Origin of the sequence: Streptomyces sp. NPDC050658 (assembly GCF_044457025.1) — a bacterium.
GTDB lineage: Bacteria > Actinomycetota > Actinomycetes > Streptomycetales > Streptomycetaceae > Streptomyces.
This window is the reverse complement of record NZ_JBITGM010000007.1, coordinates 79,329-92,379: the sequence shown is the minus strand read 5'-3', so window position 1 is coordinate 92,379 and position 13,051 is coordinate 79,329. Positions and strand designations below refer to the sequence as shown.

Below are 13,051 nucleotides of genomic sequence, written 5' to 3'. Positions count from 1 at the left end.
AGGCCGCCTTATGAGGTCATAAAGCCGACCCGGTTACTAACTAAGGCTTGCCTTAGTTTAGGCTTCCCGTCGAGTCACCCAACGCTCGAAGGGAACCTGAACATGCCTCGCCCTCTGCGGGTAGCCATTGTCGGAGCCGGCCCGGCCGGGATCTATGCTGCCGACGCGCTGCTGAAATCCGCAGTGGCCGCCGATCCCGGTGTGTCCATCGACATCTTCGAGCGGATGCCGGCCCCGTTCGGTCTGATCCGTTACGGCGTCGCCCCCGACCACCCGCGCATCAAGGGCATCATCACGGCCCTGCACCAGGTCCTCGACAAGCCGCAGATCCGGCTCTTCGGCAATGTCGACTACCCGCGCGACATCAGCCTGGACGATCTGCGCACCTTCTACGACGGCGTGATCTTCTCCACGGGCGCGACGGCCGACCGCGCCCTCGACATACCCGGCATCGACCTGGACGGTTCCCACGGTGCCGCGGACTTCGTCTCCTGGTACGACGGCCACCCGGACGTGCCGCGGACCTGGCCCCTGGAGGCCGAGAAGGTCGCCGTGCTCGGCGTCGGCAACGTGGCCCTCGACGTGGCCCGCATCCTCGCCAAGACCGCGGACGAGCTGCTTCCGACCGAGATCCCGGCGAACGTGTACGACGGCCTGAAGGCGAACAAGGCGCTGGAGGTCCACGTCTTCGGGCGCCGCGGCCCCGCCCAGGCGAAGTTCAGCCCCATGGAGCTGCGGGAACTCGACCACTCCCCGAACATCGAGGTCATCGTCGACCCCGAGGACATCGACTACGACGACGGCTCGATCGCGACCCGGCGCGGCAACAAGCAGGCCGATATGGTCGCCAAGACCCTCGAGAACTGGGCCATCCGCGACATCGGCGACCGCCCGCACAAGCTGTTCCTGCACTTCTTCGAGTCGCCCACCGAGATCCTCGGCGCGGACGGCAAGGTCGTCGGCCTGCGCACCGAGCGCACCGCCCTCGACGGCACCGGCAACGTCAAGGGCACCGGCGAGTTCAAGGACTGGGACCTCGGCGCCGTCTACCGCGCCGTCGGGTACCTCTCCGACGAGCTGCCGAAGCTGCCCTGGGACGTCGAGTCGGGCACGGTCCCCGACCAGGGCGGCCGGGTCATCGAGGACAGCGGCGAGCACCTCCGGTCGACGTACGTCACCGGGTGGATCCGGCGCGGCCCCGTGGGCCTCATCGGCCACACCAAGGGCGACGCCAACGAGACGGTCGCGAGCCTCCTCGACGACCACGCGAACGACCGGCTGCACACCCCCGGCTCGCCCGAGCCGGAGGCCGTGGACGCCTTCCTCGGCGAGCGGAACATCCGCTTCACCACGTGGGACGGCTGGTACCGCCTCGACGCCGCCGAGAAGGCGCTCGGCGAGCCCGAGGGCCGCGAGCGAGTGAAGATCGTCGAGCGCGAGGACATGCTGGACGCCAGCGGCGCCTGAGCCCGCCCATCGCGGCAGACCTGAGCCCGCCCTGCGCGGCAGACCTGAGCCCGCCCCTCACCGGAGAGGCGTGACCGTCACGGAGACGGTCACGCCTCTTCGGCGTTTCTCGACGGCCGGGAACCAGCCGGAGTCCGCGGCCGACCACTGGTGCATGAACTGGTACGAGGATGACGGATTCTGGTCGGACTTCGCCGAGACGATGTTCTCCGAACGGCGGCGGGCCGAGACGGCGGAGGTCGTGGCCCGTTCGCCCCTGCTCCAATTCCCGGCGCACAGCCGCGTCCTGGACCTGTGCTGCGGCCCCGGCCTCTACCTCGTGCCCCTGGCGGAGCGCGGCTACCGGGTGACGGGCGTCGACCTCAGTGCCGAGATGCTGAAGCGGGCCGGCGCGGTCTGTGCGGCGGCGGCGCCCGAAGTGCGGCTGCTCCAGGCCGACATGCTCACCCACGTCGAGCCCGCCGCGTACGACGTGGTGCTCAACGTGTTCACCTCGTTCGGCTACTTCGACGACCCCCGGGACAACCTCCGGGTGCTGACCAACACCCATGAATCCCTGGTCCCCGGCGGGCAGCTGCTCATCGACGTCATGGGGAAAGAAGTCCTCGCCGGCTGGATCGGCCGCCCCCAACTCGTCCGGCTCGACGGCGCGTACGTCCTGCAGCGCGACACCGTCCTGGACGACTGGACGCGGCTGCGCACCGACTGGACGCTCGTACGCGACGGCACCGCGCGCGAGGCGTCGATCACCTCCTTCCTCTACAGCGCGGCGGAACTGCGCGCCCTCTTCGAGACGGCCGGATTCACCGACGTCGAGTGCTACGGCGGCTTCGACGGCGAACCCTACGACCAGCACGCGCGCCGGCTGATCGTGCGCGGGACCAAGCCCGGCAGGTGAGGTGCGCGGTTCGTGAATTCGCGGGAACTCAACCGCCGCGCGGGCCGACTTCTGGACCGTGCCGCACACCGAGCGCGCGCCGCATGCCTTTGAACTACCCCATGCCTGAAGGGACTTCATGACCGAGGTCACATTGGAGCCCACATCCTCGCGTCCCGCCGAACCGCCCCCGAGCAGCCGGGCGGGCCGCGGCAGACTCGTCACCACGCTCACCGTGCTGTCGGTGACCCTCGTCGTCTCCGTCCTCGCGGGCATCGCCCTGGGGCCGACCGTCGTGGCACCCGCGGACGTCGCCCGCTTCCTGGGCGCCGCCCTCACCGGCGGCCCGATCGGCGCGGACGAGGTCAGCGAGTACTCCATCGTCTGGCACGTGCGCACGCCACGGGTACTGCTCGCGGCCGTCGTCGGCGCGGGACTCGCGGTCGTGGGCGTCGCCGTCCAGGCGCTGGTGCGCAACGCCCTCGCCGACCCGTTCGTCCTCGGGATCTCCTCCGGCGCGTCCGTCGGGGCCACCGCCGTCGTGGTGTTCGGGGTCTTCGCGGGGCTCGGGATCTACGCCCTGTCGGCCGCCGCGTTCCTCGGGGCGCTCGGCGCCACCGTCCTGGTGTACCTGGCGGCGCGCGGGCCGCTCGGTCTGACGCCGCTGCGCCTCGTGCTCACCGGGGTCGCCCTGGCATACGGCTTCCAGGCGCTGATGAGCGTGCTCGTCTTCCTCTCCCCGAACGGCCAGGCCGCGCGCACGGTGCTGTTCTGGCTCCTCGGCAGCCTCGGCTCGGCTTCGTGGGAGTCGCTGCCGCTCGCCGCCGGGGCGGTCCTGGTGACCGTCGTGGTGCTGCTGCGGCAGAGCAGGGCCCTCGATGTGCTGTCGCTGGGCGACGAGACCGCGGCCAGCCTCGGCGTCGACGCCGAGGTGCTGCGCCGGCGGCTCTTCCTGCTCACGGCGGCGGTCACCGGGCTGATCGTCGCGGTCAGCGGCGCCATCGGCTTCGTCGGGCTCGTGCTGCCCCATGTCGTCCGCATCCTGGTGGGCTCGACGCACCGCCGTGTCCTCGCGGTCGCGCCGCTCGCCGGTGCCTGCTTCCTGGTCTGGGTCGATCTGGTCGCCCGCACCGCGTTCGCCCCCGAGGAACTGCCGCTCGGCGTCATCACCGCGCTGATCGGCGTACCGGTGTTCATCACGGTGATGCGGCGGCGCGGCTATCTGTTCGGGGGACGGTAGATGAGCCTCGTCCTGCGCGATCTCACGGTCGAGGCCGCCGGCCGCGCCCTGGTCGACCGGCTGAACATCGAGGTGGCCGCCGGCCGGGTCGTCGGGCTCGTCGGCCCGAACGGCAGCGGCAAGTCGACCGCGCTGCGCTGCGTCTACCGCGCGCTGCGGCCGACATCGGGCGCGGTGCTCCTCGACGGCACCGAACTGACGTCGCTGAAACTCCGCGACAGCGCGCGGTCCATCGCAGCGCTGACCCAGGAGAGCCATACCGAACTCGACTTCACCGTCGAGGAGGTCGTGGCGCTCGGCCGGACTCCGCACGGCTGGGGCAACCAGCCCCTCACCGCGCACGAACGCGCCCTGTGCGCACGGGCGATGGAGCGGCTCGACGTCACCCACCTCGCCGACCGCGGCGTACTCACCCTCTCCGGAGGCGAGCGGCAGCGCGTCCTCGTGGCCCGCGCCCTAGTCCAGGAACCCCGCGTCCTCGTCCTCGACGAACCCACCAACCACCTCGACATCCGCCACCAGGTGGAACTCCTGTCGTTCCTGCGCGGATCGGGCCTGACCGTGCTCACCGCCCTGCACGACCTGAACCTCGCCGCCGCGGCGTGCGACAGCATCGCCGTCCTGAGCGCGGGATCGCTCGTCGCGACGGGCGCCCCCGCCGAAGTGCTCCGACCCGGCCTGATCCGCGAGGTGTTCGGCGTCGACGCCACCGTCGTGCACCACCCGCGCACCGGCACACCCCAACTCGTCTACGACCTCGCCCCCACCGGCACCCCGGCATTCGCCGACGCCCTACCAGAAGGACCGCACCCATGAACCGACCACCGCTGCCCCGTGCCCTGGCCGCCGCCGTGCTGCTGGCGACCGGGCTCCTGACCACCGGCTGCGGCGCCGAGGTCGAGCCGGCCGCCAAGGGCGCGGACGACAAGGTCACCGTCTCCAACTGCGGCAAGGACGTCACGTACACCCGGCCCGAGCGCCCGGTGGCCTACGACGTCAGCGGCGCCGAGAAGATGTTCGCCCTCGGCCTCGCCGACAAGATGCGCGGCTACGTCATGAACAAGCTCGGCGACCCTGCCATCAAGGGCTCGCCCTGGCGCGCGGACTACGCCGACGTGGAGCGGCTCGGCACCGAGCGCATCACCCGGGAGATCGTTGTCGACGCCAAGGCCGACTTCGTCCTCGCCGGGTGGAACTCCGGCTTCAGCGAGGAACGGGGCATCACCCCCGCCCTCCTGGACAAGGTCGGCTCCGCGAGCTATCTGCACACCGAGACCTGCTGGGACTACGGCGACAAGAGCGTCGACGTGACCCCGCTGGAGGCGCTCTACACGGACCTGGGCAACCTCGGCCGGATCTTCGGCGTGGAGAAGCGCGCGGACAAGCTCGTCACCGAACTGAAGGGGCGCGTCACGGCGTTGAAGAAGACCTGGCCCCAGAAGGGCGACCCCGCGAAGGTCTTCGTCTACGACTCGGGAACCGACCAGCCGTTCACCGCCGGACGCCACGCCGCTCCCGACGACATCATCCGCTCGGCGGGCGCCGAGAATGTCTTCGACGATCTCGACAAGGGCTGGACGACGGTGGGCTGGGAGCCGGTGATCAAGGCGAAGCCCGACGTCATCGTCATCATCGACTACGCCGACCAGCCCGCCAAGGAGAAGATCGCGTACCTGAAGTCGCAGCCCGGCCTGAAGTCGGTGCCCGCGGTCAAGGAGAACCGCTTCTTCGTCATGTCGTACGGAGACGCCGTCAGCGGCCCGCGCAACGTCAAGGGCGCGGAAGACCTGGGCGGCTACCTCCGGTCGGTCGGACGGTGACCGCCCTGCACACGGCAGCGGCTCTCCCGGCCCCCGCAGCGGCCACCGCCACCGTCCACGGCCACATCACCGACGCGATGAAGACCCCCGACCTGCTGCGCCTCGCGGACAACGTCGTCCTTGCCCGGTTCGAGACGATGAAGGTCTACGCGGCGCTCGGGGCGGTCCGCACCCTCATCGAGCGCGGCACCGTGAGCCCCGGCCAGACCCTCGTCGACAGCTCCAGCGGCATCTACGCCCTCGCCCTGGCCATGGCCTGCCACCGCTACGGCCTCGGCTGCCACATCGTCGCCTCCACCACCGTCGACGCGGCGATGCGGGCCCAGCTGGAGATCCTCGGGGCCACGGTCGACCAGATGCCGCCCGCCGACGACCTCCGGCTCGACCAGGAACGCCGGGTGCGGCGCGTGCGGCAGCTGCTCGCGGACCGCTCCGACGTGCACTGGATGCGCCAGTACCACGACGCCGTCCACTACGACGGCTACCGGGAGTTCGCCGACCTCGTCGACGCGGCGCTGCCAGACGCCCCGCTCACCGTCGTCGGCGCGGTGGGCACCGGCGCCTCCACCGGCGGCCTCGTCAGGCCGCTGCGCGGGCGCGGCCGGGACGTGCGGCTCCTCGGCCTGCAGCCGTTCGGCAGCGTCACCTTCGGCAGCCAGCACTTCAGCGACCCCGAGGCGATCATCGCCGGGATCGGCAGCTCGATCCCCTTCGACAACGTCCGGCACGAGCTGTACGACACCCTGCACTGGGTCGACTTCCGGCACGCCATGGCGGGCGCCGTGGACCTGCTGCGCGGCCACGCGGTGTTCGCCGGGCTCTCCACGGGCGCGGCGCACCTCGTCGCGGGATGGGAGGCGGCCCGCCGCCCGGACCGCATGCACCTGGTCATCGGCGCGGACACCGGCCACCGCTACACCGAGCGGGTCTTCGCCCGCCACCAGGAGGCGCTCGACCCGCGCTCCCTGAAACCGCATCAGATCACCGACCTGGCCGACCTCGCACCACCGTGGTCCGCGATGGAGTGGAACCGGCGCCCGTACGACGTACACATGCCGAAGGACCACGACCTGCACGGCCGACAGACGGACGACGTACCCGGTCAGCGGAACGACAAGGAGAGGACGGCATCGTGACCATCGCCGCCCTGGAAGCACTCACCTTCGGCCTCGGACGGCTGGCGGAGGCGGCCGACGCCGCCGGGCACCGGCTCTGCCTGCTCACCGGCAACCGGGCCGTCTACCGCCACGAGCTGGCCCGCATCGCGCCGGAAGCCGTCGACGTCGTCGACGTCGACACCCGCGACCCCTCCGCGTGCGCCGACGCGCTCGCCGCACTCCCCGGCCTGAAGGGGCTCATCAACTCGACCGACACCTGGAGCGTCCCCGGCGCGGACCTGGCGGCCCGACTCGGCCTGCCAGGACCCGATCCGGCAGCGGTGCGGGTACTGCGGGACAAGTCCCGCGTACGCGATCTGCTGCACGAACAGGGGCTCAGCCGGGGCCCCGCCCTCGCGATCCCCGCCGACCCCGCGGCGGCCGAAGACGTACTGCGGACCATCGGTCTGCCCGCGGTCCTGAAGGACTCGGCCGGCACCTCGTCCCGCAACGTCTGGCCGGTCCGCGACGAGCGGCAACTGCGCACGGCCCTCGACGAGGCCGCCCAACTCCCGTTCAACGGGCGGCTGTTCGCCGAGCCCTTCTTCGCCGGGCCGGTCTACAGCGCCGAGACGCTCAGCTGGGCGGGGAGCACGAAGCTGCTCGGCGTGCTCAGCCGCCAGATGTCGCCCGAACCCTCCGTGCGCGAGGAAGCGGCGGCCTTCCCGGTGGCCCTGCCCGCCCCGGAAACCGACCTGATCGAGGAGTGGGTGGGGCGCGTCCTGGAGACGGCGGGGCACGACGCCGGATTCGCCCACGTCGAGTTCGTCCTCACCGCCGAAGGACCCGAACTCGTCGAGATCAACCGGCGCATCGGCGGAGCGCTCGTCGGCGAGGCGCTGTGCCGCGCCCTGCGCGCCAATGTGTACGACGCCATGGTGTCCGTCGCGCTCGGCCTGCGCCCCGAGGTGCTCGACGCCCCGCCCGCAACAGGCCCCGCCACGGGATTCGTGCTCGTCTACCCCGACCGGCCCGGAACCCTCACCGGATGGACGGGCCTCGACGGCCTCGACGCCTTCCCCGGCTCGCCGGAGTGGTATCCGACCGCCGCTCCCGGCGACCGCGTCGACCATGTGCGCGATCAGCGTGGCTGCACGGGGATCGTCCTCGCGGAGGGCGCGACCTCGGAGCTGGCCCTGCACCGCGCGCTGAGCGCGGCGGGCAGCATACGGCCGGTCATGACCGCCGACGCGCCGGAGTGACGGGGTCCGGGAAGCCGCGCGGGCGCCTGCGTTCGGGCCTCGCGCGGCTCACCGCGCCCCAGCGGTTCCTGCTGGCCGGGTCGTTCCTGATCCCGCTCGGCAGCTTCGCGGTCCTGCCGTTCATGTCGGTGCTGCTGCACGAGCGCCTCGGCATGGGGCTCGGCACGGTCGGCGTGGTGCTCGCCGTCGCGTCGCTCGTCCAGTTCTCCGGCGGTGTCGCGGGCGCGGCGCTCGCCGGGCGGATCGGCCTGCGCCGCACGATGCTGCTGGCCCTGGTGATCCGCATGGCGGGGTTCGCGTGCTTCCTGCCGGGGCTGCGCCACCCGGCCGCCGCCGTGCTCGCCCTGTTCCTGGTCTCCGTCGGCGCCGCGCTCTATCTCCCCGCGAACAAGGCCTACTTGATCCACGCGGTGGACGAGGAGCAGCGGCCCCTGCTGCTGTCCGCGAGCGGCTCCGCGCTGAACGCGGGCATCGCCCTCGGCCCGCTCGCGGCGGCGCCGTTCGTGCTCGGCGCCTCGGCCGGACTCTTCACCGCGGTCACCGTGCTGTTCGCGGCGATCACGGCCGGGCACGCGCTGCTGCCGGCCGAAGCCCGCGACCGCCACGGGGAGGAGCGGACCGAACGGCGCCCGAGGGGCCTGACCGGGCCCGAAGTGCTGCCGTTCGCGGCCACTGTGCTGGGCCTCTACCTCTTCATGTTCTTCCAGCACTACCTCGCGCTGTACGCGGTGCCGCGCACCTCGACGACGTACTACGCATTGGTCCTCGCGCTCTATGCGCTCCTGCTGGTCGTCGCGCAGCCGCTCCTCTCGGACCGGATCGCCGCACTGCCCTACGCCCGTGCCCTGGTCCTCGGCTTCGCCGCGCTCGGCACCGGCATGGCCACGCTCGCCGTCGGCGGCCACGTCGCGATCCTGGCGGGCGCCCTGCTGATCTGCCTCGGCGAGATCGTCCTCTTCCTCAAGAACGACCTGGAGGCACTGGACCGTTCGCCGCGCGCACCCGCCGTGGTCTTCGGGCGCCAGCGCCTCGCGGCCGGAATCGGCGCCTTCGCCAGTGGCGCCGCCGGGGGCGAGGGCTACCGCATCGCCGAACGGACCGGCGGGCCCGGCCTGTTCTGGGCCGCGATAGCCGTGCAGTGCGCGCTGCTGCCGCTGCTCCTGGTCCCGGCGGTGCGCCGGGGGAGCCGGGCGCCCGCCGTCACAGGCCGAGGTCGCTGAGGCCGGGGTGGTCGTCGGGGCGGCGGCCCAGCGGCCAGTGGTATTTGCGGTCGGACTCCGCGATGGGCAGGTCGTTGATGCAGGCGTGCCGGGCGCGCATCAGCCCGTCGTCGTCGAACTCCCAGTTCTCGTTCCCGTACGAGCGGAACCAGTTCCCCGAGTCGTCGTGCCATTCGTAGGCGAAGCGCACGGCGATGCGGTGGCCGTCGTGCGCCCACAGCTCCTTGATCAGCCGGTAGTCCAGCTCGCGGGCCCACTTGCGGGACAGGAAGCCGACGATGGCGTCGCGCCCGGTGACGAACTCCGCGCGGTTGCGCCAGCGGGAGTCCTCGCTGTACGCGAGGGCGACCTTCGCGGGATCGCGGGTGTTCCAGCCGTCCTCCGCGAGACGGACCTTCTCGGCCGCGGTCTCGCGGGTGAACGGCGGGAGGGGAGGGCGTGCGGTCGTGGTCATGGCTCTCTCCGGAACGTCGGACGATGGGGGAGAACGTGCGTTCTCCGATGTTGTGCCACGATAGGAGAACGGTCGTTCTCGCGCAAGGGTGCGGGTGCGCTCCTCCTCGTAGTACCGTCGAAGAACGCTCGTTCTCGTTCATTTCCTTCCTTCGGACCGGGGCTCTCATGGATCGCGCAGAGGCGGAAGCCAGACTTCTCGACGCCGCCGAGAGCCTCTACTACGAGCGGGGGATCCAGTCCGTCGGCATGGACCAGGTCCGGGCCGCGTCGGGCGTCTCGCTCAAGCGGCTCTACCAGATCTTTCCGTCGAAGTCGGAGCTGGTCCTCGGCTGTCTCGAACGCCGCGACCGCCGCTGGCGCGCCCGGCTCGCCGAGTACGTGGACGGGCTCCCGGAAGGTGGGCGCCTGCTCGGGGTCTACGACTGGCTGCGCGAGTGGTTCGCCGAGCCGGACTTCCGGGGCTGCGCCTTCATCAACTCCTTCGGTGAACTCGGCGCCGTCGACCCCGCGGTGGCCGACGCGGTCCGGGCGCACAAGGACGCCTTCCATGCGTACGTCGCCGGGCTCGTCGCGGCCGAGGGGCGGCCGGAGTGGCTGGTGGGCCCGCTGGTCCTGCTCGCCGAAGGGGCCATGGCCACGGCCGCGATCTCGGGGTCCCCGCAGCCGGCGCTCCAGGCGCGGGAGGGCGCGGCCCGGCTGCTGTCCGCCGGGTGAGCGCTGATTGATCCGCCGCGGTCCTGAAGTGCCGCGCATTCCCTCAAGTTCACTCTTTTTGTGGTCTTTCACCGGCTTTGCCTGCCGTGATCAGCGGGCTGGAGATAGTTCTTACCGGGGGGTAGGCCAGCCGCGATTCCTTGTTATACGGTCCGTAAATAAGCGGGCTCTGGCGGCGTTGCGGGACGGCGCACCGGTCCGTTGCCCCGCCGTTGGCGCATACCTCCGAGCCAAGGAGCCCCAGCATGGCAAGCAGCACTGTCCGGCCGACCGCACAGGACCACTCCGAGGGTGACGACGTGGCCCGTCGGCTGCTCGACTCGGCGGCCGTTCTGGCCTACGACCCGGCGACCGAGGTCGACTGGGACACGCCGCTCGACCGTGACTGCCACGGGGCGAGCCCCGAGTGGAGCTCGCTGTACGGCACCGCCTACTGGCAGGAGCTGACCGAGGCGCAGCGCAAGGAACTGACGCGGCAGGAAGCGGCGTCGGTGGCCAGCACGGGCATCTGGTTCGAGATGATCCTGCAGCAGATGGTGCTGCGCGACGTGTACGCGAAGGACCCGACCAGCGACGAGGTCCAGTGGGCGCTCACGGAGATCGCCGAGGAGTGCCGGCACTCGATCATGTTCGCCCGCGGCGCCCAGAAGCTCGGGGCCCCGGCCTACCGGCCGCCCCGGCCCGTCCTTGAGCTCGGCCGCGTGTTCAAGACGCTGGCCTTCGGCGAGGCGGCGTACGCGGCGATCCTGGTGGCCGAAGAGGTCCTCGACGTCATGCAGCGCGACTGGATGCGCGACGAGCGCGTCGTGCCCTTCGTCCGCACCATCAACAACATCCACGTGGTCGAGGAGTCGCGGCACATGAAGTTCGCCCGCGACCAGACGCGCAAGCGGATGGTGGGCGCGGGCCGGATGCGCCGGCAGATCAACGCGTTCGTGATCGCGGTCGCGTCGTACTTCATCGTCACGAGCATGGTGAACCGTCAGGTGTACGCCAACGCCGGCCTGGACGAGAAGCGCGCGCTCGCCGAGGCGAAGGCCAACGAGCACCACAAGTCGATGATGCGGTCGAGCTGTTCGGGCCTGATGGAGTTCCTGGCCTCCTCGCGGCTGCTCACCAAGCCGGCGCTGGCCTTCTACAAGCGGGCCAACCTCATCTGAACCGGCCTGATCCGGGCCCACGCAAGCCGATCCGAGCCGAACGAGTCGAGCCGCCACCATGACCTATGCCATCACCCAGACCTGCTGCACCGACGCCACCTGCGTCGCCGTCTGCCCGGTCAACTGCATCCACCCGACGCCACAGGAACGGGCCTTCGGCAGCACGGAGATGCTGCACATCGACCCGGCGACCTGCATCGGCTGCGGGGCCTGCGCCGACGCCTGCCCGGTCGACGCGATCTTCCCGGTGGACAGTCTGTCCGCCGCGCAGCGGGAGTACGCCGACATCAACGCGGCGTACTACGAGGGCGAGACGCCTGCGCCCGCCTCGGACGGGCCGAACTTCCACGCCTGGGACGAGCCCACGTTCCCGCGCGTCCTGCCGTCGGACTTCGCGCCCCTGAAGGTCGCCGTCGTCGGCACGGGACCGGCCGGGATGTACGCCGTGCAGGACCTGTTGCTGCACACCGCCGCCGAAGTGACGCTGATCGACCGGCTTCCGGTGGCCGGCGGACTCCTGCGGTACGGAGTCGCCCCCGACCATCCCGCGACCAAGAAGGCCGGCGAGACGTTCGCGCGCTTCCACACCCACCCGCGGGTGCGCATGCACCTCGGCCTGGAGGTCGGCACGGACGTCACGCAGCGGGAACTGGCCGCACACCACGACGCCGTCATCTACGCCGTGGGAGCCTGTGCCGACCGCACCCTCGGCGTCCCCGGCGAGGACCTGCCCGGCACGGTCTCCGCGCGTGCCTTCGTCGCCTGGTACAACGCCCACCCGGACGCGGCCCCCGACGCCGTCGACCTGTCCGCGGAGCGGGTGGTCGTCGTCGGCAACGGCAACGTGGCCCTCGACGTCGCCCGCATCCTGCTCGCCGACCCCGACCGGCTTGCCCGCACCGACATCGCCGACCACGCCCTCGCGGCGCTGCGGTCGAGCAAGGTCCGCGAAGTGGTGCTGCTCGGACGCCGGGGCCCCGAGGACGCCGCGTACACGACGTCCGAACTGCTCGCCCTCAAGCACCTGCCCGGCGTGGAACTGACCGTGGACGACCACGACCCCCGCATCGCGCGGGCCATCGACGAGGCGAACCCGAAGGACAAGGCCGCCGTCCTGCGCGGCGTGCGGCGCGAGGGCACGGACTGGGACGCGCCGCCCGCGCCGGGGCGGCGCATCGTGCTGCGCTTCCACTGCGCGCCCCTGGAGGTGCGGGGCGAGGACGGCGTGGAGACCGTGCGCGTCTCGGACGGCTCCGGCGAGCGGACGATCCGCACGGGCATGGTGCTGCGGGCGATCGGCTACCGAGGGCTGCCCGTCGCGGGACTGCCCTTCGACGAGACGACCGGCACCGTGCCGCACGAGGGCGGCCGGGTGACCGGACGGCCGGGCACCTATGTCGTCGGCTGGATCAAGCGGGGCCCGAGCGGCGGCATCGGCGCCAACCGCACCTGCGCCGCCGAGACGGTCACCACGCTGCTCGCCGACGCGGTCGCGGGCACCCTGCCCGCGCCGGAGCACGCGCAGAAGGCCTTCCACCGGCTCGCGCGGCGCCGCAACCGCAAGGTCGTCGACGCGCGCGGCCTGGCGGCGATCGACCGTGCCGAGGTCACGCGGGGCGAGCGCGCCGGGCGGCCCCGCGTGAAGCTCGCCACCGTCGAGGAGCTGGTGTCGACGGCACGGAAGAGCCGCGGGGGCGTGCTGCGCTGAGCGGCGCCGTGCCGGGCCCGCGGAAGGGTC

At 71.7% G+C, this 13,051-nt stretch carries 12 protein-coding genes; 11 read left to right on the top strand and 1 reads right to left on the bottom strand.

All coding sequences use genetic code 11. The features are described 5' to 3' along the window. The first annotated feature begins 102 nt into the window (after positions 1-102). From ACIBKX_RS24445 to ACIBKX_RS24410, 8 genes are all read left to right on the top strand, one after another. A complete protein-coding gene (locus tag ACIBKX_RS24445) occupies positions 103-1,467 on the top strand; it encodes an FAD-dependent oxidoreductase (protein ID WP_363276077.1) in 1,365 nt (454 codons plus the stop codon). Between the two features lie 154 nt (positions 1,468-1,621). Beyond that, positions 1,622-2,365: a methyltransferase domain-containing protein gene (locus tag ACIBKX_RS24440; RefSeq protein ID WP_363276098.1), complete on the top strand. Its 744-nt coding sequence runs from the start codon at positions 1,622-1,624 to the stop codon at positions 2,363-2,365. 118 nt (positions 2,366-2,483) lie between these two features. Beyond that, entirely contained in the window at positions 2,484-3,584 is a 1,101-nt protein-coding gene (locus tag ACIBKX_RS24435; protein ID WP_363276076.1) for an iron ABC transporter permease, read from the top strand. Next, positions 3,585-4,400, top strand: coding sequence for an ABC transporter ATP-binding protein (locus ACIBKX_RS24430; RefSeq protein ID WP_363276075.1), 816 nt, complete (start codon positions 3,585-3,587; stop codon positions 4,398-4,400). Next, complete coding sequence (locus tag ACIBKX_RS24425) at positions 4,397-5,404, top strand: ABC transporter substrate-binding protein (RefSeq protein WP_363276074.1); 1,008 nt, start codon at positions 4,397-4,399, stop codon at positions 5,402-5,404. The genes ACIBKX_RS24430 and ACIBKX_RS24425 overlap by 4 nt, the downstream gene beginning before the upstream one ends. 77 nt (positions 5,405-5,481) lie before the next feature. Next, positions 5,482-6,540, top strand: coding sequence for a pyridoxal-phosphate dependent enzyme (locus ACIBKX_RS24420; RefSeq protein ID WP_363276097.1), 1,059 nt, complete (start codon positions 5,482-5,484; stop codon positions 6,538-6,540). After that, complete coding sequence (locus ACIBKX_RS24415; RefSeq protein ID WP_363276073.1) at positions 6,537-7,763, top strand: ATP-grasp domain-containing protein; 1,227 nt, start codon at positions 6,537-6,539, stop codon at positions 7,761-7,763. Before ACIBKX_RS24420 ends, ACIBKX_RS24415 begins: the two co-directional genes overlap by 4 nt. After that, positions 7,760-8,983, top strand: coding sequence for an MFS transporter (locus tag ACIBKX_RS24410; RefSeq protein ID WP_363276072.1), 1,224 nt, complete (start codon positions 7,760-7,762; stop codon positions 8,981-8,983). The genes ACIBKX_RS24415 and ACIBKX_RS24410 overlap by 4 nt, the downstream gene beginning before the upstream one ends. Here ACIBKX_RS24410 and ACIBKX_RS24405 read toward each other — a convergent pair. Beyond that, a complete protein-coding gene (locus ACIBKX_RS24405) occupies positions 8,964-9,437 on the bottom strand; it encodes a nuclear transport factor 2 family protein (protein ID WP_363276071.1) in 474 nt (157 codons plus the stop codon). The genes ACIBKX_RS24410 and ACIBKX_RS24405 overlap by 20 nt on opposite strands. A gap of 167 nt (positions 9,438-9,604) precedes the next feature. On the opposite strand from ACIBKX_RS24405, the gene ACIBKX_RS24400 reads away from it, so the two are divergent. The 3 genes from ACIBKX_RS24400 to ACIBKX_RS24390 all read left to right on the top strand — a co-directional run bounded on the left by ACIBKX_RS24400 (position 9,605) and on the right by ACIBKX_RS24390 (position 13,021). After that, a complete protein-coding gene (locus ACIBKX_RS24400; RefSeq protein WP_363276070.1) occupies positions 9,605-10,153 on the top strand; it encodes a TetR/AcrR family transcriptional regulator in 549 nt (182 codons plus the stop codon). A 245-nt stretch (positions 10,154-10,398) separates the two neighbouring features. Beyond that, positions 10,399-11,313 (top strand): diiron oxygenase, encoded by a 915-nt coding sequence (locus tag ACIBKX_RS24395; RefSeq protein WP_363276069.1) that lies wholly within the window; start codon positions 10,399-10,401, stop codon positions 11,311-11,313. Between the two features lie 58 nt (positions 11,314-11,371). Then, positions 11,372-13,021, top strand: a complete 1,650-nt coding sequence (locus tag ACIBKX_RS24390; RefSeq protein WP_363276068.1) for an FAD-dependent oxidoreductase — start codon at positions 11,372-11,374, stop codon at positions 13,019-13,021. Positions 13,022-13,051: the final 30 nt, after the last annotated feature.

Coding starts and splice junctions, on each gene's coding strand:
- ACIBKX_RS24445 (WP_363276077.1), top strand. CDS start 103: ATGCCTCGCCCTCTGCGGGTAGCCATTGTCGGAGCCGGCCCGGCCGGG.
- ACIBKX_RS24440 (WP_363276098.1), top strand. CDS start 1,622: ATGAACTGGTACGAGGATGACGGATTCTGGTCGGACTTCGCCGAGACG.
- ACIBKX_RS24435 (WP_363276076.1), top strand. CDS start 2,484: ATGACCGAGGTCACATTGGAGCCCACATCCTCGCGTCCCGCCGAACCG.
- ACIBKX_RS24430 (WP_363276075.1), top strand. CDS start 3,585: ATGAGCCTCGTCCTGCGCGATCTCACGGTCGAGGCCGCCGGCCGCGCC.
- ACIBKX_RS24425 (WP_363276074.1), top strand. CDS start 4,397: ATGAACCGACCACCGCTGCCCCGTGCCCTGGCCGCCGCCGTGCTGCTG.
- ACIBKX_RS24420 (WP_363276097.1), top strand. CDS start 5,482: ATGAAGACCCCCGACCTGCTGCGCCTCGCGGACAACGTCGTCCTTGCC.
- ACIBKX_RS24405 (WP_363276071.1), bottom strand. CDS start 9,437: ATGACCACGACCGCACGCCCTCCCCTCCCGCCGTTCACCCGCGAGACC.
- ACIBKX_RS24400 (WP_363276070.1), top strand. CDS start 9,605: ATGGATCGCGCAGAGGCGGAAGCCAGACTTCTCGACGCCGCCGAGAGC.
- ACIBKX_RS24395 (WP_363276069.1), top strand. CDS start 10,399: ATGGCAAGCAGCACTGTCCGGCCGACCGCACAGGACCACTCCGAGGGT.
- ACIBKX_RS24390 (WP_363276068.1), top strand. CDS start 11,372: ATGACCTATGCCATCACCCAGACCTGCTGCACCGACGCCACCTGCGTC.